This window comes from Rahnella sp. AA (assembly GCF_002834385.1).
Taxonomy (GTDB): domain Bacteria; phylum Pseudomonadota; class Gammaproteobacteria; order Enterobacterales; family Enterobacteriaceae; genus Rahnella.
The window spans coordinates 69,835-91,563 of sequence record NZ_PITQ01000016.1 but is presented as its reverse complement, the minus strand read 5'-3'; the positions used below and the strand labels follow the sequence as shown (position 1 = coordinate 91,563).

The window sequence follows — 21,729 nt, the reverse complement described above, 5'->3', positions numbered from 1 at the left end:
GTGCTTATGCGCCGTTTCATTCTTTTTATCAGCGTGTTCTGTTCTGTTTTCCCTGTCGTAGGTAGTGATAAATTGCCGCAGGCTTGCCCTGCATGGTCACAGGCACAACTGGCACGGGAAACACATCAGCTTTCTGAACAACTGGCTCAATGGGATAAGGCTTACCACACGTCTGGAAGCAGTCCGATTGAGGATTCCGTTTACGATAACCTGCGTCTGAAGCAGAGCCAGTGGCTGCAGTGCGCCGGATTGTCCCAGCCTGAACCCGCAGTGCCAGGTGGCGATGACGCCATCATTACTCATCCTGTCGCACATACCGGGCTTAATAAATTACGCGATAAACAGGCCGTATCTGACTGGATGCGCGGGCGTAAAAATCTCTGGGTGCAGCCTAAAATCGACGGTGTGGCTGTTTCGCTGATTTATCGCCATGGAAAACTGGCGGCCCTGCTAAGCCGGGGGGATGGTGCGAAAGGCCAGAACTGGACTGTTAAAGCGGCTTCCATTCCGTCAATTCCACTCAATATTCCCGATAAAAGCCCTGAACTGGTATTGCAAGGTGAGTTGTATCTGAAGATGACCGGTCACCAACAAAGTGTTGCAGGTGGCATGAACGCGAGGTCAAAAGTGGCGGGGGCTATGATGCGAAATTCGGTGTCCGATCAGCTCAGTCAGTTTGGCATCTTTGTCTGGTCATGGCCTGACGGGCCTGCCGACATGCAGGAGCATCTCCAAAAGCTTAGTGCTTTAGGATTCCCTCTGGTTTCTCAATTCACACTTTCAGTGAGCTCGGTGGAAGACGTATCGAAATGGCGGGATACCTGGTTTCTCCAGCCTCTGCCTTTTGCGACTGACGGCGTGGTGATCCGCCAGCAAGAAGAGCCGGCCGGAAAATACTGGAGAAATAAGCCCGCCACGTGGGCCGCTGCTTGGAAATACCCGCCCGCGAGACAACTGACTGAAGTCTCGGGGATTACGACAACCACCGGGCGAAGTGGAAAAGTCACCGTGATCCTGAACCTGAAGACGTTGAAGTTGGACGATAAATCGGTGAGTAAAGTCAGTATAGGCTCGGTTGCCCGCTTTAAGGCCTGGGATGTGTTGCCCGGTGATCAGGTGGCTATCAGTCTGGCCGGACAGGGGATCCCACGTCTTGATGGTGTCATGTGGCGTGTGAGCGAACGCCACGAAATAAACCTTCCTGATCCACAACAATATGATGCGCTTTCTTGCTTCACTCCGGAGCCCGGTTGCGCGCAGCAGTTTCTCTCGCGCCTTGTCTGGCTTAGTGGTCCTGAAGGATTAGATATGGCCGGGTTTGGTGGTGCGACGTGGCAAAAGTTGTCCGACGGTATTCCTGCTGATTCACTGGTGGCGTGGTTAAATCTGAATGAGAAGGACATAGCGGCGGTGCCGGGGATTAGTGTTAAGCAGGCGCAGAAGTTGGTGGCGCAAATCCAACTGGCACGGGATAAAGGTTTCAGGCACTGGCTGTCAGCATTGGGTTTTCCTACCTTTGCCCTGAAGTTTGCGCAGCAAAGGCAAAACTGGCGTCAGCTGGAACAACTCACTTCAGGGGAATGGGAAACTATGGCCGGAATAGGGCAAAAACGTGCGCACCAGGTTTACGATTTTATCCACCACCCGCAGGTTATGGCGCTGGCGGAGCGGCTAAAGCAGGCAAAATTGCCTGCTTTTCGGTAGCCCATAAATGCGGGTGGTAATTTAATGGTCTGAGTGCGGGTAGTTGAAAACCGGCAGCCCGAGACGAAAGCGCAGCGCGATAAGACGTGCGGTAAAACCGATAAGCAGGGTGATGATCACCACCAGATTGTGTGGCAATGCAAGATACTGCAGGCCGATATAAACCCAGGCAGAGGCGAAAGAAATACCGGCATAGATTTCTTTCTGGAAAACCAGCGGGATCTGATTACACATCATATCCCGCAGTACGCCGCCGAAAACGCCGGTAATCACAGCACAGACTGAAGCGATGATGGCGCCGTGGCCCATATCAAGTGCGACCTGTGTCCCGATGATTGAAAACACCACCAGGCCTACGGCATCGAGCACGAGGAATAACCGGCGAAGGTGTTGCATCAGCGGTGCCAGCCAGGTTGTCATAATTGCGGCAACGGCCACAATCACGATGTATTCCGGATGCTTAACCCAGCCTAAAGGATAGTGCCCGAGCAACATGTCACGAACAGATCCACCGCCAATGGCAGTCGCCGCTGCGATAATAATGACGCCAAAGGAGTCCATTTTACGACGCCCGGCCGCCAGGGCACCGGTCATGGCTTCTGCGGTGATCCCAATAATATAAAGAACTGTGAGTAACATGAATGTTCGCCGGACAAATCAGTGAGTGAGAAAGCGGGAGCCGCGTAGAGTAATGAGCTTTTCATAAACTCTCGATTGAGTTTTTCTTTTGCATCTCCTTTCGAATTATTAAATCTAATGTGAATTATGCATCAACCAGGAGAAGCAAAAGGCTTGGTAAGGATTCTGGCTTATTTTAGATTAGAAAAACAGATATCGCGTGCCAGTTTGTTCATCCTTCGTTCTTTTTCTTCCTGATGTGTTTCTTCCATAAAGATGAAAAGTGTCTATTTTTAAGTTACGATTATTTAAAATCGTCACTAAAAGACGCAAAGCCCAATGGTTTTATCTGTCCGGAGGAGTGTATGAAGCCTGAAATTCCGGTTGCGTTAACTCAGCGTGGACCAGCCGAACACGAACGGCGTGAACAAATTATTGATGCGGCATTTGAGCACTTCCGTCTGTATGGCTATGCCAAAACGTCTGTGGCGGATCTGGCTAAATCAATTGGTGTTTCAAGTGCTTATATTTATAAATTTTTTGAGTCAAAACAGGCGATTGGTGAAGCAATCTGTTCCCAGCGTGTTGGCCAGATTGATCAGGCTTTGCTGCTGATTGCCCGGAGCGATCAAAGTGCAACTCTGCGCCTGCGTTCAATTTTTAAGACGCTGTTAACACGTAGTCTGGATCTCTTCTTTCAGGATCGAAAGCTACATGATCTGGCCGCAATCGCCTCGGCTCAGCAATGGAAATCCACCCTCAACCACCGGGCGGTGATGTATGGCATTGTGGAAAAAGTAGTGACTGATGGGCGTGAAGCCGGTGAGTTTGAAAGAAAAACACCACTGGATGAAGTTTGCATGGCGATCACCACAGTCACAACGCCGTTCTCTCATCCATTACTGTTGGAACAGAAAACCCCTGAGCAGTTAGAAGAACGCGTTCAGGCAATAACCAGCCTGGTTTTACGAAGTCTTGCAAAATAGGCAAAACAAAATTTTTGGTTACGGGTTTACAAAATCGTAATTCGTCACATACTGTCAGCCATTATTAACAGAAACCCGTTTCTGCCCGGTTCGTGGAAGCGCGCCTGAAGAAACTTAAGTCTTATACAGACAGAGAGGAATTTTTTATGACTCATCGTCGAGTGGTTATTACCGGCATGGGGGCTGTGAGTCCTCTGGGCTGTGATATCGAAACTATCTGGAAGCGCCTGTTGGCTGGTCAGTCTGGTATCCGCGTTTTGCCGGAAGAAATTGTTGAAACGCTGTCCGTGAAAATTGGCGGCCAGGTACAAACTAAAGAACAGGATCCTGAATCAGGTTTCGACCCTGACCTGTTTGTTGTGCCGAAAGACCAGAAGAAAATGGACCGTTTCATTCTTTTCGCCATGGCCGCTGCCGATATGGCGATTGCTAATGCAGGCTGGAAAGCGGAAACCCCTGAACAGCAGGAACGTACTGCAACCGTCATTGGCTCGGGTATCGGTGGTTTCCCGGCGATTGCGCATGCTGTGCGCACTAACGACACCCGTGGTGCTAAGCGTTTGTCCCCGTTCACCATTCCTTCATTCCTGGTGAATCTGGCTTCCGGTCAGGTTTCAATTAAACACCAGTTCAAAGGCCCCATCGGCGCGCCGGTTACCGCGTGTGCGGCGGGTGTTCAGGCAATCGGCGATGCGGTTCGTTTGATTCGCAATGATGAAGCTGATGTTGCACTGTGTGGTGGCGCTGAAGCGGCGATCGATACCGTGAGCCTGGGGGGGTTTGCGGCGGCAAAAGCGATGTCTGCCGGCCACGCAGATCATCCGGAAAAAGCATCCCGTCCATTTGACAGCGCCCGTGACGGCTTTGTGATGGGCGAAGGCGCAGGCATGCTGGTTATCGAAGAACTGGAACATGCGAAAGCGCGTGGCGCAAAAATTCTCGCTGAGATCGTCGGTTACGGCACCAGCGGTGATGCTTACCATATGACTTCCGGTGCGGAAGACGGCAACGGCGCGGGTCGTGCGATGAAAATCGCTTTGCGTCAGGCGGGCATTCAGCCCTCAGACGTGCAGCATTTGAATGCGCATGCGACCTCTACGCCGGTGGGTGATTTGGGTGAAATCAACGCGATTAAAACCCTGTTCGGTACAGACGGGAAACTGGCGGTAACGTCCACCAAATCTGCAACCGGCCACTTGCTGGGCGCTGCGGGCGGTCTGGAAACTATCTTCACCATCCTGGCTGTGCGCGACCAAATCGTGCCGCCAACGCTCAACCTTGAAAACAAAGATGCCGCGGCAGAAGGCCTGAACATCGTCGGCAACACGGCGCAGAAGCACGGCATTACTTACGCACTGTCCAACGGCTTTGGTTTTGGCGGCGTGAATGCTTGTGTACTGCTGAAACGTTGGGAAGATTAATTTCTTTCTGATTTTCAGAGCTAAAGCATAAAAAAACGCCCCCGGTCAGGCTGACGGGAGGCGTTTTTTATTGCATCAGATCAGATGATTTATTCGATGTTCTGAATCTGTTCGCGCATCTGTTCGATAAGCACTTTCAGCTCGATGGCTGAAGTTGTGACATCGGCATTGATCGATTTGGATGCCAGCGTGTTCGACTCGCGGTTAAATTCCTGCATCATGAAATCAAGGCGGCGGCCAACGGCCTCTTCTTTCTTCATGATTTTATGGGTTTCTTTAACGTGTGCTTCCAGTCTGTCTAGCTCTTCTGCCACATCAATACGCTGCGCCATCAATACCAGTTCCTGTTCCAGGCGGGTATTTTCCAGCTGAACCTGCGCGTCTTCCAGTTTGCTCACCAGACGTTCACGCTGCCATTGCAGGATATTGGGCATCTGGGCGCGGACTTTCACGACTTCGGCGCTGACGCCGTCGAGGCGTTGTTCAATCAGCGTTTTCAGCGCGGCACCTTCGCTTTCGCGCGCGCTGATAAAGTCGTCCAGTGCGGTTTCCAGCGCCAGCAGCAGTTCGGTGCTGATTGCATCCAGATCCTGTTCTTCGGCCAGCATCACGCCCGGCCAGCGCAGAACTTCCAGCGGATTAATCTCGCCTTCGTCGCTTTGCATTTTTACCCATTGCGCCGCTTCAACCAGCTGTTTCGCCAGTTTTTCATTCAGCTGCAAAGTGCTTTGCGCGCCCGGATCGAGATCAAAACGCAGATTACATTCGACTTTACCCCGTGTCAGACGGGCACGAATGCGCTCGCGGACAACCGGCTCCAGGCTGCGGAATTGCTCTGGCAGACGGATGTAAGTTTCGAGATAACGTTGGTTTACCGAGCGAAGTTCCCACGCGGCGCTGCCCCAGTCACCCTTAATTTCGCGTCGGGCATAAGCGGTCATACTACGGATCATGTATGCGTACCTGTTAATGTAAAGATGAAGCGATTATAGCCCCGGTGAGCGGGTCATGATAGGCATTACCTCGCGAAGTCCGTATAATGCGCAGCCAAACACGATTCGCGACCCGGAGAACTATCCATGCGTCCAGCAGGCAGAAATGCACAACAAGTACGCCCAGTAACACTGACCCGCCATTACACTAAACACGCTGAAGGTTCCGTGCTGGTGGAGTTTGGTGATACCAAAGTGCTGTGTACCGCGACGGTGGAAGAAGGCGTTCCGCGTTTCCTGAAAGGTCAGGGACAAGGTTGGATCACGGCTGAATACGGCATGCTGCCGCGCTCCACGCACAGCCGTAATGCGCGTGAAGCCGCAAAAGGCAAACAAGGCGGACGTACTCTTGAAATTCAGCGCCTGATTGCCCGCTCATTGCGTGCGGCAGTAGATCTCAAAAAGTTGGGTGAATTCACCATCACGCTGGACTGCGATGTTTTGCAGGCTGACGGCGGCACGCGTACTGCCTCTATCTCCGGTGCCTGTGTGGCGCTGGCAGATGCGCTGAACGCGCTGGTGGCTGCGGGTAAACTGAAAGCCAATCCGATGAAAGGGATGGTTGCTGCCGTTTCCGTCGGCATTGTGAAAGGTGAAGCGCTGTGCGACCTCGAGTATGTCGAAGACTCCGCCGCTGAAACGGACATGAACGTGGTCATGATGGAAGATGGCCGCATGATTGAAGTACAGGGCACCGCCGAAGGCGAGCCGTTCAGCCACGAAGAACTACTCACTTTACTTTCCCTCGCACGAGAGGGGATCGACACTATCTTCCAGGCGCAGAAAGCGGCGCTGGCGGAATAATTTTTTAAGGCGACTGAGAAGTCGCCTTTTTTATGGCCTGCGGGCTGACAATTGCAGATGTAAGATATTAACGAGGAGACCATCAATGAAAGCCTATCAGCGCCAGTTTATCGAGTTCGCACTGAACAAACAGGTTTTGAAATTCGGCGAGTTTACCCTGAAGTCCGGGCGCATCAGTCCTTACTTCTTCAATGCCGGTTTGTTTAATACCGGCCGTGACCTGGCGTTACTGGGACGTTTTTACGCTGAAGCATTGATGGATTCAAAAATTGATTTTGATTTAGTTTTCGGCCCGGCCTATAAAGGGATTCCGATCGCGACCACCACCGCCGTCGCGCTGGCTGAGCATCATGACCGCGATGTGCCGTATTGTTTCAACCGCAAAGAAGCCAAAGATCACGGTGAAGGCGGTTTACTGGTGGGCAGCCCGCTACAGGGCCGCGTCATGCTGGTTGATGATGTGATTACCGCCGGTACGGCTATCCGTGAATCCATGGAAATCATCAATGCGCACAACGCGACGCTGGCGGGCGTGCTGATTTCGCTGGATCGTCAGGAACGTGGCCGTGCGGATATCTCTGCGATTCAGGAAGTTGAGCGGGATTATCACTGCAAGGTGATTTCAATTATTACGCTGGCGGATTTGATTGAATATCTGGAAGAGAAAGCGGAAATGGCTGACCATCTGGCGGCTGTGCGCGCGTATCAGCAAACGTACGGCGTGTAATCATTCCTGTGAAATGAAAAAGGGCCTTTCGGCCCTTTTTTGCATCTGTAACCTGTGCTGAAAATTGACGTTATTGCAGCTGAGCAGAAATCAGTGGCCAGCGGGTATCAAAGTCCTGAGTCGGACGATACTTAAATTCTGAACGCACAAACCGCGACAACATCCCCTCGCAAAATGCCAGCAACTGGCTGGCGAGAAGGGTTTCATCACTGGCGAATCCGCTGCCCTCACGCATTTTCTTTTCACGCAATACCTGCCGCAGTTGCGCTTCAATCCGCTCAAAAAGCTGGTTGATACGGCCTTGCAGGCGGTCTTGTTCGAACATCAGTGCGTGACCGGTCATAATGCGGGTCAGCCCGGGGTTACGTTCTGCAAAACCTAAAATCAGCAGTAAAATCAGACGGATTCGGTTTAACGTATCTTTCTCATCCTGCAGGATAAGATTGATACGGGTGATCAGGCTGTCTTCGATAAATTCGATTAAGCTGTCAAACATCCGCGTCTTACTGGGGAAATGACGGTAAAGAGCTGCTTCCGAAACACCTACGCTGGCGGCGAGTTTCGCGGTGGTGATCCGCTGGCTGCCATCGCTGGACTGAAGCATTTGCGCTAACGCCTGCAAAATCTCTTCGCGCCGGTTCCTTTTTGTCGTTTCTTTCTCTGCCATGTCTGAATAGACCCTTGCTAAAAAACGGCTAAAATCATGGAGAAACCGCACAACTGCCGCATGAATCGCTGTGATCCTGCGGCTTATTTCGTTCCCTTGGTGTTGTTACGGTCTGATAGTGATAAGGATCTGTTCAATATCGCGTCAAAATCAGCGGTGCTGAACAGGTTCTTATTGACGGCCTGAATGGCCAAAACCACCTTCACCGCGTTCACTGGCGTCAAAATCTTCCACCAGATTGAATTCTGCCTGAACCACCGGCACAAAGACCATTTGTGCAATACGCTCGCCCGGCTCGATCACAAATGTTGTCTGACCACGGTTCCAGACGGAAACCATCAGCTGGCCCTGATAATCCGAATCGATAAGACCGACCAGGTTGCCCAGAACGACGCCGTGTTTATGGCCCAAACCTGAACGTGGCAGGATAATCGCCGCCAGATTTGCATCACCGATATGGATAGCCAGACCGGTTGGCAGCAACGTCGTTTCGCCCGGTTTCAGTTCTACCGACGCGTCCAGACAGGCGCGCAAATCCAGACCTGCGGAGCCCGGCGTCGCGTAGGCTGGTAAAGGGAAAGTCGAACCGATGCGCGGGTCGAGAATTTTAATGTCGATTTTTTTCATCATAACGGCTGACAATCTCTTCTAATAAACGTTGACCAAGCAGGGACTTATCGCTGAGCGGTAAGGTTTTATCCCCGTCCTGCCAAAAAAGATGCAAGGCATTGGTATCAGTATTAAAACCATGCCCGGCAAGTGAAACGTCGTTGGCGCAAATCAGATCCAGATTCTTGCGGATCCTTTTTTGCCGCGCGTATTCTTCCACATTCTGGGTTTCTGCGGCAAACCCCACGACATAGGGCCGGTTTTCCGTCATTGCCGCAACGCCTGCTACAATATCGGGGTTTTTAACCATTTTTACAGTGATTTCATCACCTTGTTTTTTAATTTTTTCCTCAGCAACCAATTCTGCACGATAATCCGCGACGGCTGCGCAGGAGATGAAAATCTGCTGTGAAGCAGCGGAAAGCTGCACGGCTTTTTGCATATCCAGCGCACTTTCGACGTCAATGCGGCGGACATTCGGCGGTGTCGGTTGTGATACAGGACCCGCAATCAGCGTGACCTGTGCGCCACGGTCAGCAGCCGCTTTGGCGATGGCGAATCCCATCTTTCCTGAACTGTGGTTGCTGATAAAACGTACCGGGTCGAGCGCTTCGCGCGTCGGGCCTGCGGTAACCATGATATTCAGATGCGCCAGATCTTTACGTGCAGAAAAATGGGTATTGGCTAAATCGACTATCACCAGCGGATCGAGCATCCGGCCAGGGCCGATATCGCCACAGGCCTGGCTTCCGCTGTCGGGCCCCCAAATTAACGTGCCGCGTGCGGCCAGTTTTTCCAGATTCTCCTGAGTGACGGCAGCGCGATACATTTGCTGGTTCATAGCCGGCAAAACGGCAACGGGCGCGGCGGTTGCCAGGCAGACAGTCGTCAGCAGGTCATTCGCCATACCTGCATTCATTCGTGCCAGTAAATCAGCCGTGGCGGGAGCAATCAGAACTAAGTCAGCCCATTTGCCCAGCTCAATATGCCCCATTGCCGCTTCGGCAGCCGGATCAAGCAGGTCATCAGAAACCGGGTAGCCAGAAACGGCCTGCAGGCTCAGGGGAGTCACAAAGGATTTCGCCGCTTGCGTCATGACCACGCGTACTTCTGCGCCTCTTTCACGTAAGCGACGTACCAGTTCTGGTGCTTTATAGGCAGCGATACCACCGCTGATACCGAGCACAATATGTTTGCCGGAAAGTCCCGTCATCATCATTGTCCGATTGGTTGTAAGCCGAAAGAAGCGACATTTTAGCATAACGCACAATGATGACAGCTATTGGCGATGCTCTTAAGCGGATGAATAAAAATTCTGCGTAATGCCTCGCAGGCTTTCAAACCGGAAACACTTGCAGACAAGGCTCTGTGCCACAATCGGCGCCTAAAAGGAGTCAGGATGACGAAAGCACAGGAAAGCTGGCCGGGCGAGTTGCCGCCACGGGAAAAATTATTGCAGCAGGGTGCAAAAAGGCTGACCGACCAGGAACTGCTGGCGATCTACCTGCGCACCGGTTGTCAGGGGATGCACGTCATGGCACTGGCGAAGAATCTTCTGGAAAAATTCGGTTCACTGCATCAGTTGCTGATGGCTGATTTTGAATCAATGGTGGGCATTAAAGGGATGGGTGTCGCGAAATTTGCACAGCTAGTCGCGGTTTCGGAACTGTCACGGCGGTCATATTTACGTCACCTGAATGCTGAAAATGCGATGCTCAGTCCGGAGGTCATCCGGGAATATCTGCAGAATTTGCTGGTTTTTCGGGAAAGAGAGGTCTTTCTGGTACTTTTTCTCGACAACCAGCATCGCGTTATTCGCCATGAGGAGATGTTTGCTGGTACTATTGGGCACGTAGAAGTGTATCCCCGTGAAATTGTTCGCGGTGCGATGAAGGTTAATGCGGCAGCCCTAATACTGGCGCATAATCACCCATCCGGTCGGGCTGAGCCTAGCCTGATGGACCGGAAAGTGACTGAACAGATTATTCGAGCGTGCCAACTGCTGGAAATCCGCGTCCTTGACCATCTGGTTGTAGGCCACGGAGAAACAGTCTCTTTTGCTGAACGTGGTTGGATTTAGCGTCGTTTTTTGAAGATCCTTAGGGATCTTTAGCTGTTCGGGACTTGAGCACTTACGCTACAGAGCGTATACTACGCCACCTTTGAGAATCTTGGGTTTGGCGTTAAGAGCCTATCTCAGCAGGTTTCTAACCTGATGAATTGGTTTTTACCCGACGACAGTGAGTCGGTTCTCAGTGGAGTTTGCTGAGATGGGCTCTAAAAGCCTGACGAGGCGGCCATACCCTATACGAAGCTCGAGCTGATTTGATTTTTGGAGAATAGACATGTCCCGAGTCTGCCAAGTTACTGGCAAGCGCCCGGTGAGCGGTAACAACCGTTCCCACGCACTGAACGCGACCAAACGCCGTTTTCTGCCGAACCTGCACTCCCACCGTTTTTGGGTTGAGGCTGAGAAGCGCTTTGTAACTCTGCGTGTATCTGCTAAAGGTATGCGTGTTATTGATAAGAAGGGTATTGAGACGGTCTTGGCCGATCTGCGTGCCCGCGGTGAGAAGTATTAAGGAACTGCATCATGGCTAAAGGTGTTCGCGAGAAGATCAAGCTGGTTTCTTCTGCTGGTACTGGTCACTTCTATACCACCACGAAGAACAAGCGTACTAAGCCGGAAAAATTGGAACTGAAGAAATTCGATCCAGTTGTCCGTCAACACGTGATCTATAAAGAAGCTAAAATTAAATAATTTTAGTGGATTAATAAAACCCGGCTCCGGCCGGGTTTTTTATTGCCTGAATTTGGCCATTTCCGCTCAGCGCGACTTTTGTTTGCCTGATGCCGATGTCTGCGACACACTCTGAGAATCATTCTGCAAAGGGAGAAATTATGCCGGAATTACCTGAGGTTGAAACCAGCCGCAGAGGGATTGAACCCTATCTGAAAGGCCACACGATCATGCACGCTATCGTGCGTAATCCGCGTCTGCGCTGGCCTGTTTCTGCAGAGATTCTGTCGCTCAGTGACCAGCCGGTGCTGAGCGTTCAGCGTCGTGCAAAGTACCTGCTGGTTGAGCTTAAGACGGGCTGGATCATCATTCATCTGGGCATGTCTGGCAGTTTGCGGATTTTGTCGGAAGAAACTGAACCGGGTAAACATGACCATGTCGATCTGGTGATGGATACCGGTTTTGTGTTGCGTTATACCGACCCGCGCCGTTTTGGAGCCTGGTTATGGTCTACGGATCTGGCGGCCAGCAATGTTTTGGCGCACCTCGGGCCGGAGCCTTTAAGTACGGATTTTACCGCCGATTATCTGCTGGAGAAGTCGCGCACAAAAAAATCCCCCATCAAGCCATGGCTGATGGACAACAAACTGGTGGTCGGTGTAGGCAACATCTACGCCAGCGAATCGCTGTTTGTCGCGGGTATTTCACCGGACAGGCTGGCGCATTCTCTTAAACGCGATGAGGCCGAATTACTCGTCAGAACCATTAAAGCGGTGTTACTGCGTTCCATTGAGCAGGGCGGAACCACGCTGAAAGATTTCCTTCAGTCGGATGGCAAACCGGGGTATTTCGCGCAGGAATTACAGGTTTATGGCCGCGCTGGCGAGCCTTGCAGGGTATGCGGTACGCCTGTCGAGAGTAAGAAACATGCTCAGCGTACCACGTTTTTTTGCCCTAACTGCCAGCGGTAGAACAGACTCAGGCGCTGATCTTCTCCATCAAAGCCTGAGTGATTTTTTGAGGCAGGAACGGCGTGATATCGCCACCGTGGCGGGCCACTTCCTTCACCAGAGATGATGAAATAAACGACCACTCTTTTGATGGCATCATAAATACGCTCTCCAGCGTCGGCAGCAAATGCCGGTTCATGTTTGCCAGCTGCATCTCATATTCAAAGTCAGACACCGCACGCAAACCACGCACCAGCACATTCGCGCCCTGTGCTTTCGCAAAGTTCGCCATCAGGTCGCTAAAGCCAATCACTTCGACATTCTTCAGATGAGAAGTGACCTGAGTGGCCAGCGCTACACGTTCATCCAGAGTAAACATCGGTTTTTTGCTCGGGCTGGCGGCAATCGCCAGAATGACGTGATCGAACATCAGCGCAGCACGCGTCACGATATCCAGATGTCCGTTAGTCAGCGGGTCGAAAGTGCCGGGATAAATTGCCTTAGTGCTCATACTGGCTCACTTTTGCAGTTGATGGCTGAGCGCCCACAGGGCAGCATATTTATTGAAAGTATACTGTGCATTGACGCCCGCCAGAATCAAACCCTGTTTACCATCCAGAAAACCCGCCCGCAGGATCCAGGTTTTTATGAATGCGCCTGACGTGTGTGAAATGACAGAGAAAAAGCTGCAACGGCGGCCTTGCTGATTGCGCTGACTGGCCCATGCTTCGGCATAGCTGAGCTGTTTGCGCTGGAAAGCAAATAAATCCCGACAAGTCAGGTGCAGCAAATCGCCTTGCAAAGGGATAACGGCGGCATTGCCCGTGTTCAGCGATTCATGAACTAAATCGTCGTTATAGCGGAAGGCTGAAGGATATAAGCGGTTGACGCGATCGGGATACCAGCCGCTGTGGCGCATAAATTTTCCGAGGAATAAATTACTGCGGCCGAGGCTGTAAACCGCGTTTTCCTGAGGATTATTCAGAACGTTTTCAACCGACTGTCGTAGTTCCGGAGAAACCCGTTCGTCCGCATCGATCATCAAAATGTAATCGCCGGTCGCATAGCTTTGCGCTAACTGGCGCTGTTTACCAAAACCTGGCCATTGCACGTTGGTGAACACTTTCGCACCGAACTGACGGGCAACGTCCGGCGTGGCATCTTCACTGCCTGAATCAAGCAGGATGATTTCATCTGCCCAGGCCACAGACTCCAGGCATTCGGGCAGCAGATCTGCTTCATTGCGTGCAATCAGCACGACGGATAAACGTTTTTTATCGGCCATTAATGACCCCGCACAGGCAGATAAGGCTCCAGTAAATGCAGCAGGCGTTGCAGCGCACCCTGATTTTGATGCAAAACTTCTACCGCGTGACGTCCGTAATAGAGACGGTAGTCTTCGTCCGTCAGCAGAGTAGAGATTTCTTTGACCAGCGATGGCGTATCCGTCACGGTGATTAATCCATCGTCCTGCGCGAGTTTGGCGCAGATATCTTTGAAGTTAAACGTATGCGGGCCCATCAGGACAGGAATGGCGTGTGCTGCGGCTTCCAGAGGATTATGACCTCCGCGATCGACCAGACTGCCGCCAACAAACGCCAGATCGGCAATTCCGTACAGCAGCATTAACTCACCCATCGTATCGCCGATCACGACCTGCGTTCCCGATGACGGTACTTCGCCGGTACTTCGCTGCGTGAAGGTCAGACCCGCTTTGCGCGTCAGTTCACAGGCAACCGGGAAACGTTCCGGATGGCGCGGCACAAGGATCAGCAGCAGCGTCGGGTGAGCTTTCAGCAATTCTTTATGTGCTTCCAGCAGCAGGGTTTCTTCCCCTTCATGCGTACTGGTCGCAATCCAGACCTGACGGCGCGATGCCCACTGGCTGCGCAGCGCGATGGCTTTTGCCGCCAGTTCAGGTGTCACTGAAATGTCGAACTTCAGGCTACCGGTAACGGCGAGCTGATTGCGTTTCAGCCCCAGAGAAAGGAAACGCTCACCATCTTCCTGGTTTTGTGCCGCGATCAGCGTTATACGTTGCAAAATGGTACGAATGAACTTACCGAGTTTCTGGTATCCCTTTGCAGAACGGGCCGAAAGGCGCGCATTAGCGATAACCAGTGGGATCTGGCGGTGGTGCAGGGCACTGATAAGATTCGGCCATAATTCAGTTTCCATGATGATCACCAGTTTTGGGTTAACTTCATCAAGGAAACGATTTACCGATCCTGCCAGATCATAAGGCAGATAAACATGGTGAACCCCTTTACCAAACGCGGACTGGACGCGTTCTGAGCCCGTCGGTGTCATTGTTGTCACCGTAATCGGCAGCGAAGGGTAACGATGGCGCAAGGCCCGGACTAAAGGGATAGCTGCCAGTGTTTCGCCCACGGAGACTGAATGTAGCATGATGCCGCCAGAGACAACCTTCCCTTTGCAAAAGCCATAACGTTCAGCCCAGCGTTTACGGTATGCCGGGGACTTGCGGCTGCGCAGCAGCAAGCGGATCCAAATTAATGGCTGAATTAAATATATGATTATATTATAAAAAATATTCATTTTTTATCAGGCGTTGCGTTAGGGAAAATCAATTTCATAGAGCGAAAATAGTCCCGGCGGATAGATGGGCACATGTTATCAGATAAGTGCGATCGACTCATCATGTCAGCACCCTTGTCATCAGACCAGTAACGAGTGATAAAGCGCAACCAGCTGTTGTGAAAGATTTTTTGGGGTGTACGGTAAAATTCGGTTTCGCGCAGCGTTTCCCATCTCGTCATTTTCCTGGCGTGATGGAATGTTGCTTACGTATTCGCTGAGGCTGGCAACATCTAATGCGTCACAAACAAAGCCCTCCCGCCCGTTTGTAATAAATTCAGCGCCACCACATGTCTGGCTGGTGATGACGGGCAGGCCGCAGGCCATAGCTTCGAGAATAACGTTAGGGAAAGGGTCGTATAAAGTGGGCAGAATCATGCCGTCAGCGGCATGATAGTAAGGCAGTACATTGTTTTGCACGCCGGCGAAGCGGATTCGTTCAAAGCACCCGAGCTGGCGGGCCAGTGATTCGTATTTTTTCTGATCTTTATCCTGACCGACGACAATCAGGTAACGGTCACCTGAGGCAATAGCCTCAATGGCAGGTTTCAGCCCTTTGCGTTCAAAACCCGAACCCACATAAATCAGAACATTGGCCTGCTGTGGCAGTGAAAGGGTGTCACGTGATGTGCGGCGTTGTTCATCTGTAGCGGGAACAAACTTCTGAGAATCAATGGCGTTATAAATTACTTCGAAACGACTCTCATCGACCCCGTAGCAGCGCATGATATCGTGTTTTACCATCTCAGAATTGCAGATGATTTTTTTCAATTCTGGCGAATGGAACATGGCCTCTTCGGCCTGCAGAACATATCGGTGGTAGGGACTGATTTGTGTGAGCATGCGCTGCAAAGGGGAAATTACTCGCGCCCTTTGTTCCAGCCAGACCCGATGCGCGCCGTCGCCCGCGCGAAAAATGTCGCAACCGGGTATACGCTCATGACTTTGCACGATGTCGAAGTGTTCCTGTTCCCAACATTGCCGGGCAGCCGTCGCAAAACCTTTTTCCCTCGAAACTCGTCCATATTTTGCAGGATTGCAAAAGTGGATTTTCCATTTCGTATTTGGCTTCCCTTCCCACTGACGCGTAATGATATTGAGGTCGATATTCTGGTCATCCAGCGCTTCAAGTGCGCGTGAGATGAAACGTTCTGCACCGCCGTCCGGGCGATACTTTTGCCGGACAATGGCTAGGCGAATACTTTTAACATCCATAGTATTACTCATGCAGATAACTCCTGGCGGCATCAATCACATCGCTGGCAGGGATTGCATGCAGATAACGTTGCTGAGTCTTCGTATCAATAGAATCAGGTGCCGGAAGCGGAGCATAATCACCCGCCCAAATGGTGGTGTTATTGTTGCCCCAGGGGCGCCAGTGCTGCATTTTTGTGGGGCCAAATAAGGCAACGCAAGGCGTATTGAGTGCGGCTGCCATGTGCATCGGTGCAGAATCCACGCCGATAAAGAGCTTTGCTCCATCGATCATCGCCGCCAGTTGTGTCAGTGATAGCTGGCCGGCAACAGAGACGACCTGAGGATAATGGGTCAGATCCTGGATTTTGCGCACCATATCCAATTCTTTTTTATCGGGGCCTGCCGTCATAACGATAGTCAGCCCCGTATCGGCGAGACCATCGATTACGTTGGCAAATTTCTCATCATCCCAACATTTGAATGTCCAGCGGGACGTTGGCTGAATCACAATATACTCGCCGGAAACCTGATTTTCGTGCAGCAGTTGCTGACAGAAAACTTTATCGCTTGGGGAATAATGCATCGATGTCTGGGCATTATCCGTAGGAATGCCTAACGGAGACAGAATCGACATATTCTGTTCGACAGTATGCAAAACACTGTGGTTTTCAGTCGACACCAGCTGTGTATGCCCGGCGCGCCAAATCGGTGACTGACGTTTTTTATAGTCGAAGCCTAACCGTACTTTTGCACCAGTGAGCCGGGAAATCAGTGCGCTGCGCCATTGGTCGGCCAGGTTGATCACCAGATCATAATGTCGTGCCCGAACCGCTTTTAATAGCCGGTATTCTTGCTGCAATTGATAGCGAACCCCTTGTTTTTTCCATGATCTGTCAATGACATGGATATTGGACAGTGCAGGGTGTTCGCTGAGAATAGGGAGTGTTTCTTTGTACAAAAGCACGTCAATTTCAGCATCGGGATAATGCTGATGTAGCCTGTTTATTACCGGCGTCGTCAGCACCATATCTCCGTGGTGACGGAGTTTCATCAGCAAAATTCTTTTGGGTATCAAGGCTGCGTATTTGGCTTCGGAGTTAGGCATTCTATTATCTGATATTAGAATATAGTGAGTCGATTTTAGGTGAAGAATCGAAAGCTGTGAAGCTATTTATCTTCCTGATATAGAAAGATAAATAACTTCGTTTATGAAGTAGTTATAATCCAGAGATGAACATAAAAGAATCATCTCTTTCTGAAACGTCTTAAGCGAGTTTTTTCCGCAGGCTATGGAGGCGTTTCAGCCACAGCAATAATTGCCACCACTGTTTGAGTCCACGGGCGTTTTTGAGCATTATTCTGCGCGTGCCGGAGGTATAAATATCTTCAATCATGGCTTTTTGGGCCGCAGGATCCGGCTCGCGGCGGATCGAATGGCACACTGTCAGCGCTTCACGGGTGACTTGTCGTGGGAATTCGGAATATATCTTTACCTGATCTTTATAGCGCTCATTCAGCTCATCAAGCATTTTAGCTATTTTCAGATAATGTTTTTGATACTCAGCATTTTTCATTCCGGTTCGTTTTTGATTGCTGATTGACTGACCGTGAATGTAATAACGATAAAGTACTTCTTGGGTATATTTTACGCGACGGGCATTGAACATGAACTCTGTCGTCCAGGGAATATCCTGATGATGCAATCCCGGTTCAAAATAAAGCCCTTTCTTCTTAATGAGTTCCAGACGATAAACGCCCAGCCAGACCACATGTAAATAACGGTTGGTGGCCAGCGCAGTTTTCAACCAGGTGGCACCATCCAGCAGGCCGGTAGAGGTTAAGCGATCCGTGGGTATTATTGGTTTTACTTTTTCAGAACCCACGAAATAGCGTTCGCCATTACATTGTGCGGCATCCAAATCATCCTGCTCGCACATATCTATCAGTGTTTTGTACATGTCAGGGTAGATGATGTCATCAGCATCCGGGAAGGTAACATATTGACCTCTGGCGATATCCAGGCCCGAATTGCGCGCGCGCGAAACGCCGCCGTTAGTTTGGGTAATGACCCGGATATGCGGATATCGTTCAGCGTATTCTTGTGCAATCTGATCTGAACCGTCCGTTGAGCCATCATTAACGATAATAATTTCGAGGCTATTTAATGTCTGAGCGACGAGCGAATCCATAAAGTTTCGAAACATCGCCCCTGCATTATACATAGGGATAATTGCGCTGAGCTTAATGTCTTCGGATGTCGTTGTAAGGGTCATATCACACATTTCCACTGATAAGGCTGGCATGCACCGGGCCGTGCGAGATCCACGGCCCGAAAAAATCATTGCTTTTTTAATGGGTTATGGCTTCGCATTCTTAACATCAGCAGATAACCCAGCACCAAAACAATAAAGTATGGCGTCTCACGATTATAAAATTGCGTATCACCCTGGCTGAAGTAAATAACCGGAACAGAGAGTAATAGAAACTCGTATCCTTTCGGTACCAGTTTGAAGGGATAGATCAACAATACGGCAAAGAACAGCACCATGATAATAGCCCCCAAAATCCCCTGCAGCGACATTGTATCGATGATGTCATTATGCAAATGGAATTGCAGATTACGCAGTGCTTCCGGATTTCCCCCTTCATGCTGAGTAATGAAAGTCGTCGCCAGTGCATTGCGACTGTCAGCAGACTGGCCGAACGGATGCTGCCTGAAGGCATCTATTCCTGCACGCCACATAGAAAAACGGGCCCCTACAGAGGTATTACGGTTGCCTTCATCATAAGACGTTACTTCATTGTGAAGATTATCGATTCGGCTAAGCACTTTATTGTAATAAGGATGGCCTGAAATCACAGCAGCAATGATTAAACTGGCAATGGCAAAGCCGTATATTATCTTTGACGTGTTGGAGCTTTTTGAAAAATCGTAAATTACACTCCCGGCACTAACCAGTGTAAATAACATAATTGCCGATCGAGTTTCGGTTGCGGCAAGGACAGCAAACGTCATCGTCATAACAATCAGGCAAATAAGCCGGTAATGTTTTAATGCATGATATTTAAGGCTGTACATGACCAACAGGGAGAAAATAGTAAAGGTATAAGCCCCTGATGTGGGCGCATCGGAGTTTATTTTAATTCTCTCGCCCGTTTTTAAATAAATAATAACGCGAATAACGGATATAGTGATAAACAGTAATGTCATAATGGAGATGCCCGCGCGTACTGTCAGCGTGGGGATTTTCCATTTGTGCATGTTATGTTCAATGGCATACAGGATAAATGCTGCCAAAATGAGTCGTTTACCGCTAATTTGGTAATGATAAGCAATCAAGGGATACTGATGGTTTGTTGTAAGAATAACCCAAAGTAATTTACTTATGCCTAAAGAAAAAACAACCCATGCAATAGGGTAGAAGTGAATTTTCTTTTCTACCCGCAGGCTAATGTAGAAAACATAGATTACCGCTATATAAGTCGTGATATAGAAAAAGTTTCGGGTGATCTCTCCGGAATACATGAAGAAAGAGATGGAGATCGTTATAAATAAGAAAAATACTGACGCCAGTTTATCGTCAAAAGACGACGTTTTTATCTCTGATATCAGATTCTTTATCATAAAGGTGTCTTTCCAAAAATTTTGTTATTCATATACTTAGCCATCCAGCATAAGCTGGGCATGTATTGGCGTTCATGCCAGAGCGCCTGTGCATAACGCTTCATTTCTTTATAAGAAACCGGCATGTCGTGTGGCACTGCGCGCCAGGGAGATTTTTCATAATATCGGTCATAAATAGCCGAGAGTTCCCCGAGTCCCCAAAGATGCCAGGGTTTGCATTTGCCCGTGTAGTGGATGAGGATGGTATCTGGCGGCACCGGGACACTCTTACCGACCTTGTTTAAAATTATGTCGCATATAAAATTGTATTTCTTAGGAAGTAATAACACTTCATTTTCGAGTGTAATATTTAGCGCGTCCTGATCGGGGAATTTCAGCTCTTGCTCGCTAAGAGAAAGTGTTTTAATGATCCGTTCAGTTGTTTTTTTCTCGAGCCATCGCGGGATGTTGATGTATAAAAAACCTGAATTGAAATAGTTACCACTTTTGAGACCCAGTTGCGGGCATAGTTTGTTTCTCGCCCGTTGGGTATCGTTAACCGCAGCTAAAGTATAATGGCTGATATCCGTATCATGCAGCTCTTTATAGCTGCCTAAACAGAGTGTGTCAGCATCAAGGTATATCAGTTTGGAGGTGACTTCAGAGAGAATATACGGTGTGAAAAGACGGTAATAAATTGCCTGCGGATAGCGCCCCATCAGGGGTAAATCGGAAAAAGCAGATTCCCGAAAGACATAACAAGTTATGGCTAATGGGTGATTTGTTGCCAATTCAAGCAGCAGCAATTTTGATTTTTCATCGAGCGGGCTGCCAAAAACGTGAACATGAAAAGCCAGGCTCGGGTTGTTTTCCAGAATAGAAAAAATAGTGATCCCCATACCACGAGCATATGCATTGTTTATTCCAAACGCGATATGAACAACGGGTAATGCTGAGAATTCCAAATTGTTTACGAGATCTTCTTTATGCTCGAGGTAATTCAGATATTCATGGCTGGACATGATTCTGTTCCTGACTGGTGTTGTTAATAACAAATGAACGTATTTGATTCAACTGTGCATCACTGAGCGAAAAGAGCTCCTCTGCGCTATGCCTGAACTGATATGGCGCTGCGAAGATATAAGACTCAGGTGTAAACGTTTCATCCTCTGGCGTTAAAATTAAGGGCGCATAGGTTGGGTGCTGTTCTGCCAGGTCGCAGGGGCCTGCAAGGCAGACCACCGGAACATTTACGGCATCCGCGATATAAATATTACCGGAATCGGACGCTATATACATATCCATCAGTGAAATTGCATGTGGCACTTCATGCAATTTTAGCTTCCCAATTAAGCTAATGATGTTTTCATGACGACTCAGTTTTTCCAGCAGTTTGTCGAGATATTTTTGTTCATTATCCGGGCCAAAAACATAAAACTTGCAAGGCAATCCAGCAAGAGAGCTGAGGATTTTTATCCATATCTCCGTCGGAATAGTCTTCGCCTTATTACCTGCGGAGATGCTGATACCAATTTTTACCGACGTATTTTTAGCCAGTTCGGGCAAGACTTCTTCGGGTATCCATAACGGTAAAGTCGCGTGTTTTTTATAACTCTCAGCACTGAGGTCCGGATCCGCCAGCTTCAGATAACTTTCCAGCGTGAAATCCGTTTTCTTATGCAGACGGACAATATCCGCTGTCTGATAGAAAATACCGTGATACCACTTACGGGTATAAGCGATCAGAAACGCTTTTTTCTTCGCATTACAAAATGCCGCATAAAAGGCATTAACGCTGTTGGGTTGCAACAAATACACGTTGTCATAACGGTTGAGCAGGCTAAACGCGAGACGAATTTTGCTGATTAAGGACTTTTTAAAATCCTCAATCAGATAGATGTTCTCTATTGTTGAATCCCGCTCAGCCAGGGGTAAAACAGTTTTACTGATCAGGACATCAGATTTTCTTAAATGCTTTAGTAATGGCGTAATGTTAACAAAGTCACCAATCTTAGCGGTTTGTATGACCAGGTTTCGCCCTTTCCGCTGGCGAAAGGGCTTCATCAGCATTTTGAACGGCCACAGCAAAATGAAAATAATCACGTAGCTCAT

Annotated in this window: 23 protein-coding genes; 9 read left to right on the top strand and 14 right to left on the bottom strand. The window is 49.6% G+C overall.

The window, feature by feature from the left end:
* Positions 1–6: 6 nt before the first annotated feature.
* Positions 7–1,704, top strand: coding sequence for an NAD-dependent DNA ligase LigB (ligB, locus tag CWS43_RS25415; RefSeq protein WP_101079938.1), 1,698 nt, complete (start codon positions 7–9; stop codon positions 1,702–1,704).
* Between the two features lie 21 nt (positions 1,705–1,725).
* Here the strand turns inward: ligB and CWS43_RS25410 are convergent, their stop codons facing one another.
* Positions 1,726–2,343 carry a trimeric intracellular cation channel family protein gene (locus CWS43_RS25410; RefSeq protein ID WP_101079937.1) on the bottom strand — a complete coding sequence of 206 codons (618 nt, stop codon included), beginning with the start codon at positions 2,341–2,343 and terminating at the stop codon, positions 1,726–1,728.
* A gap of 344 nt (positions 2,344–2,687) precedes the next feature.
* Here CWS43_RS25410 and CWS43_RS25405 point away from each other — a divergent pair, with 344 nt between their 5' ends.
* Together CWS43_RS25405 and fabF are read left to right on the top strand one after the other, a co-directional pair.
* Positions 2,688–3,308 (top strand): TetR/AcrR family transcriptional regulator, encoded by a 621-nt coding sequence (locus CWS43_RS25405; protein WP_101079936.1) that lies wholly within the window; start codon positions 2,688–2,690, stop codon positions 3,306–3,308.
* A 146-nt stretch (positions 3,309–3,454) separates the two neighbouring features.
* Positions 3,455–4,729 (top strand): beta-ketoacyl-ACP synthase II, encoded by a 1,275-nt coding sequence (gene fabF / locus CWS43_RS25400; RefSeq protein ID WP_101079935.1) that lies wholly within the window; start codon positions 3,455–3,457, stop codon positions 4,727–4,729.
* A gap of 89 nt (positions 4,730–4,818) precedes the next feature.
* On the opposite strand, the gene CWS43_RS25395 is transcribed toward fabF, so the two are convergent.
* Positions 4,819–5,682 (bottom strand): YicC/YloC family endoribonuclease, encoded by an 864-nt coding sequence (locus tag CWS43_RS25395; RefSeq protein ID WP_101079934.1) that lies wholly within the window; start codon positions 5,680–5,682, stop codon positions 4,819–4,821.
* A 126-nt stretch (positions 5,683–5,808) separates the two neighbouring features.
* Between CWS43_RS25395 and rph the strand changes: the two genes are divergently transcribed.
* Both rph and pyrE read left to right on the top strand, forming a co-directional pair.
* Complete coding sequence (rph, locus tag CWS43_RS25390; protein WP_101079933.1) at positions 5,809–6,525, top strand: ribonuclease PH; 717 nt, start codon at positions 5,809–5,811, stop codon at positions 6,523–6,525.
* Positions 6,526–6,610: 85 nt separating this feature from the next.
* Positions 6,611–7,252: an orotate phosphoribosyltransferase gene (pyrE, locus tag CWS43_RS25385; protein ID WP_101079932.1), complete on the top strand. Its 642-nt coding sequence runs from the start codon at positions 6,611–6,613 to the stop codon at positions 7,250–7,252.
* A gap of 70 nt (positions 7,253–7,322) precedes the next feature.
* On the opposite strand, the gene slmA is transcribed toward pyrE, so the two are convergent.
* The 3 genes from slmA to coaBC form a co-directional block, all read right to left on the bottom strand.
* Positions 7,323–7,919 carry a nucleoid occlusion factor SlmA gene (slmA, locus tag CWS43_RS25380; protein ID WP_101079931.1) on the bottom strand — a complete coding sequence of 199 codons (597 nt, stop codon included), beginning with the start codon at positions 7,917–7,919 and terminating at the stop codon, positions 7,323–7,325.
* A 171-nt stretch (positions 7,920–8,090) separates the two neighbouring features.
* Positions 8,091–8,549 carry a dUTP diphosphatase gene (gene dut / locus CWS43_RS25375; RefSeq protein WP_198555926.1) on the bottom strand — a complete coding sequence of 153 codons (459 nt, stop codon included), beginning with the start codon at positions 8,547–8,549 and terminating at the stop codon, positions 8,091–8,093.
* Complete coding sequence (coaBC, locus tag CWS43_RS25370) at positions 8,527–9,744, bottom strand: bifunctional phosphopantothenoylcysteine decarboxylase/phosphopantothenate--cysteine ligase CoaBC (protein WP_198555928.1); 1,218 nt, start codon at positions 9,742–9,744, stop codon at positions 8,527–8,529. Before coaBC ends, dut begins: the two co-directional genes overlap by 23 nt.
* A 183-nt stretch (positions 9,745–9,927) precedes the next feature.
* Here coaBC and radC point away from each other — a divergent pair, with 183 nt between their 5' ends.
* The 4 genes from radC to mutM all read left to right on the top strand — a co-directional run bounded on the left by radC (position 9,928) and on the right by mutM (position 12,239).
* A complete protein-coding gene (radC, locus tag CWS43_RS25365) occupies positions 9,928–10,608 on the top strand; it encodes a DNA repair protein RadC (RefSeq protein WP_101079929.1) in 681 nt (226 codons plus the stop codon).
* 265 nt (positions 10,609–10,873) lie between these two features.
* Entirely contained in the window at positions 10,874–11,110 is a 237-nt protein-coding gene (rpmB, locus tag CWS43_RS25360; RefSeq protein ID WP_101079928.1) for a 50S ribosomal protein L28, read from the top strand.
* Positions 11,111–11,121: 11 nt separating this feature from the next.
* Positions 11,122–11,289, top strand: coding sequence for a 50S ribosomal protein L33 (gene rpmG, locus CWS43_RS25355; RefSeq protein WP_004392084.1), 168 nt, complete (start codon positions 11,122–11,124; stop codon positions 11,287–11,289).
* Between the two features lie 140 nt (positions 11,290–11,429).
* Positions 11,430–12,239 carry a bifunctional DNA-formamidopyrimidine glycosylase/DNA-(apurinic or apyrimidinic site) lyase gene (gene mutM, locus CWS43_RS25350; RefSeq protein WP_101079927.1) on the top strand — a complete coding sequence of 270 codons (810 nt, stop codon included), beginning with the start codon at positions 11,430–11,432 and terminating at the stop codon, positions 12,237–12,239.
* Positions 12,240–12,246: 7 nt separating this feature from the next.
* Here mutM and coaD read toward each other — a convergent pair whose 3' ends face one another.
* From coaD to CWS43_RS25305, 9 genes are all read right to left on the bottom strand, one after another.
* Positions 12,247–12,729, bottom strand: coding sequence for a pantetheine-phosphate adenylyltransferase (coaD, locus tag CWS43_RS25345; RefSeq protein WP_101079926.1), 483 nt, complete (start codon positions 12,727–12,729; stop codon positions 12,247–12,249).
* A gap of 6 nt (positions 12,730–12,735) precedes the next feature.
* Entirely contained in the window at positions 12,736–13,503 is a 768-nt protein-coding gene (locus tag CWS43_RS25340; RefSeq protein WP_101079925.1) for a glycosyltransferase family 2 protein, read from the bottom strand.
* Positions 13,503–14,777, bottom strand: a complete 1,275-nt coding sequence (gene waaA, locus CWS43_RS25335) for a lipid IV(A) 3-deoxy-D-manno-octulosonic acid transferase (RefSeq protein ID WP_101079924.1) — start codon at positions 14,775–14,777, stop codon at positions 13,503–13,505. The genes CWS43_RS25340 and waaA overlap by 1 nt, the downstream gene beginning before the upstream one ends.
* A 120-nt stretch (positions 14,778–14,897) precedes the next feature.
* Complete coding sequence (locus CWS43_RS25330) at positions 14,898–16,031, bottom strand: glycosyltransferase family 4 protein (RefSeq protein WP_198555925.1); 1,134 nt, start codon at positions 16,029–16,031, stop codon at positions 14,898–14,900.
* Positions 16,032–16,035: 4 nt separating this feature from the next.
* Positions 16,036–17,118 (bottom strand): putative lipopolysaccharide heptosyltransferase III, encoded by a 1,083-nt coding sequence (gene rfaQ / locus CWS43_RS25325; protein WP_101079922.1) that lies wholly within the window; start codon positions 17,116–17,118, stop codon positions 16,036–16,038.
* A gap of 160 nt (positions 17,119–17,278) precedes the next feature.
* The gene (locus tag CWS43_RS25320) at positions 17,279–18,286 is read right to left on the bottom strand and encodes a glycosyltransferase (protein ID WP_101079921.1); all 1,008 of its coding nucleotides are present in this window, start codon (positions 18,284–18,286) and stop codon (positions 17,279–17,281) included.
* Positions 18,287–18,351: 65 nt separating this feature from the next.
* Positions 18,352–19,638, bottom strand: coding sequence for an O-antigen ligase (locus CWS43_RS25315; RefSeq protein ID WP_101079920.1), 1,287 nt, complete (start codon positions 19,636–19,638; stop codon positions 18,352–18,354).
* Positions 19,635–20,639 carry a glycosyltransferase family 8 protein gene (locus CWS43_RS25310; protein WP_101079919.1) on the bottom strand — a complete coding sequence of 335 codons (1,005 nt, stop codon included), beginning with the start codon at positions 20,637–20,639 and terminating at the stop codon, positions 19,635–19,637. Before CWS43_RS25310 ends, CWS43_RS25315 begins: the two co-directional genes overlap by 4 nt.
* Positions 20,626–21,729 carry a glycosyltransferase family 9 protein gene (locus CWS43_RS25305; RefSeq protein ID WP_101079918.1) on the bottom strand — a complete coding sequence of 368 codons (1,104 nt, stop codon included), beginning with the start codon at positions 21,727–21,729 and terminating at the stop codon, positions 20,626–20,628. Before CWS43_RS25305 ends, CWS43_RS25310 begins: the two co-directional genes overlap by 14 nt.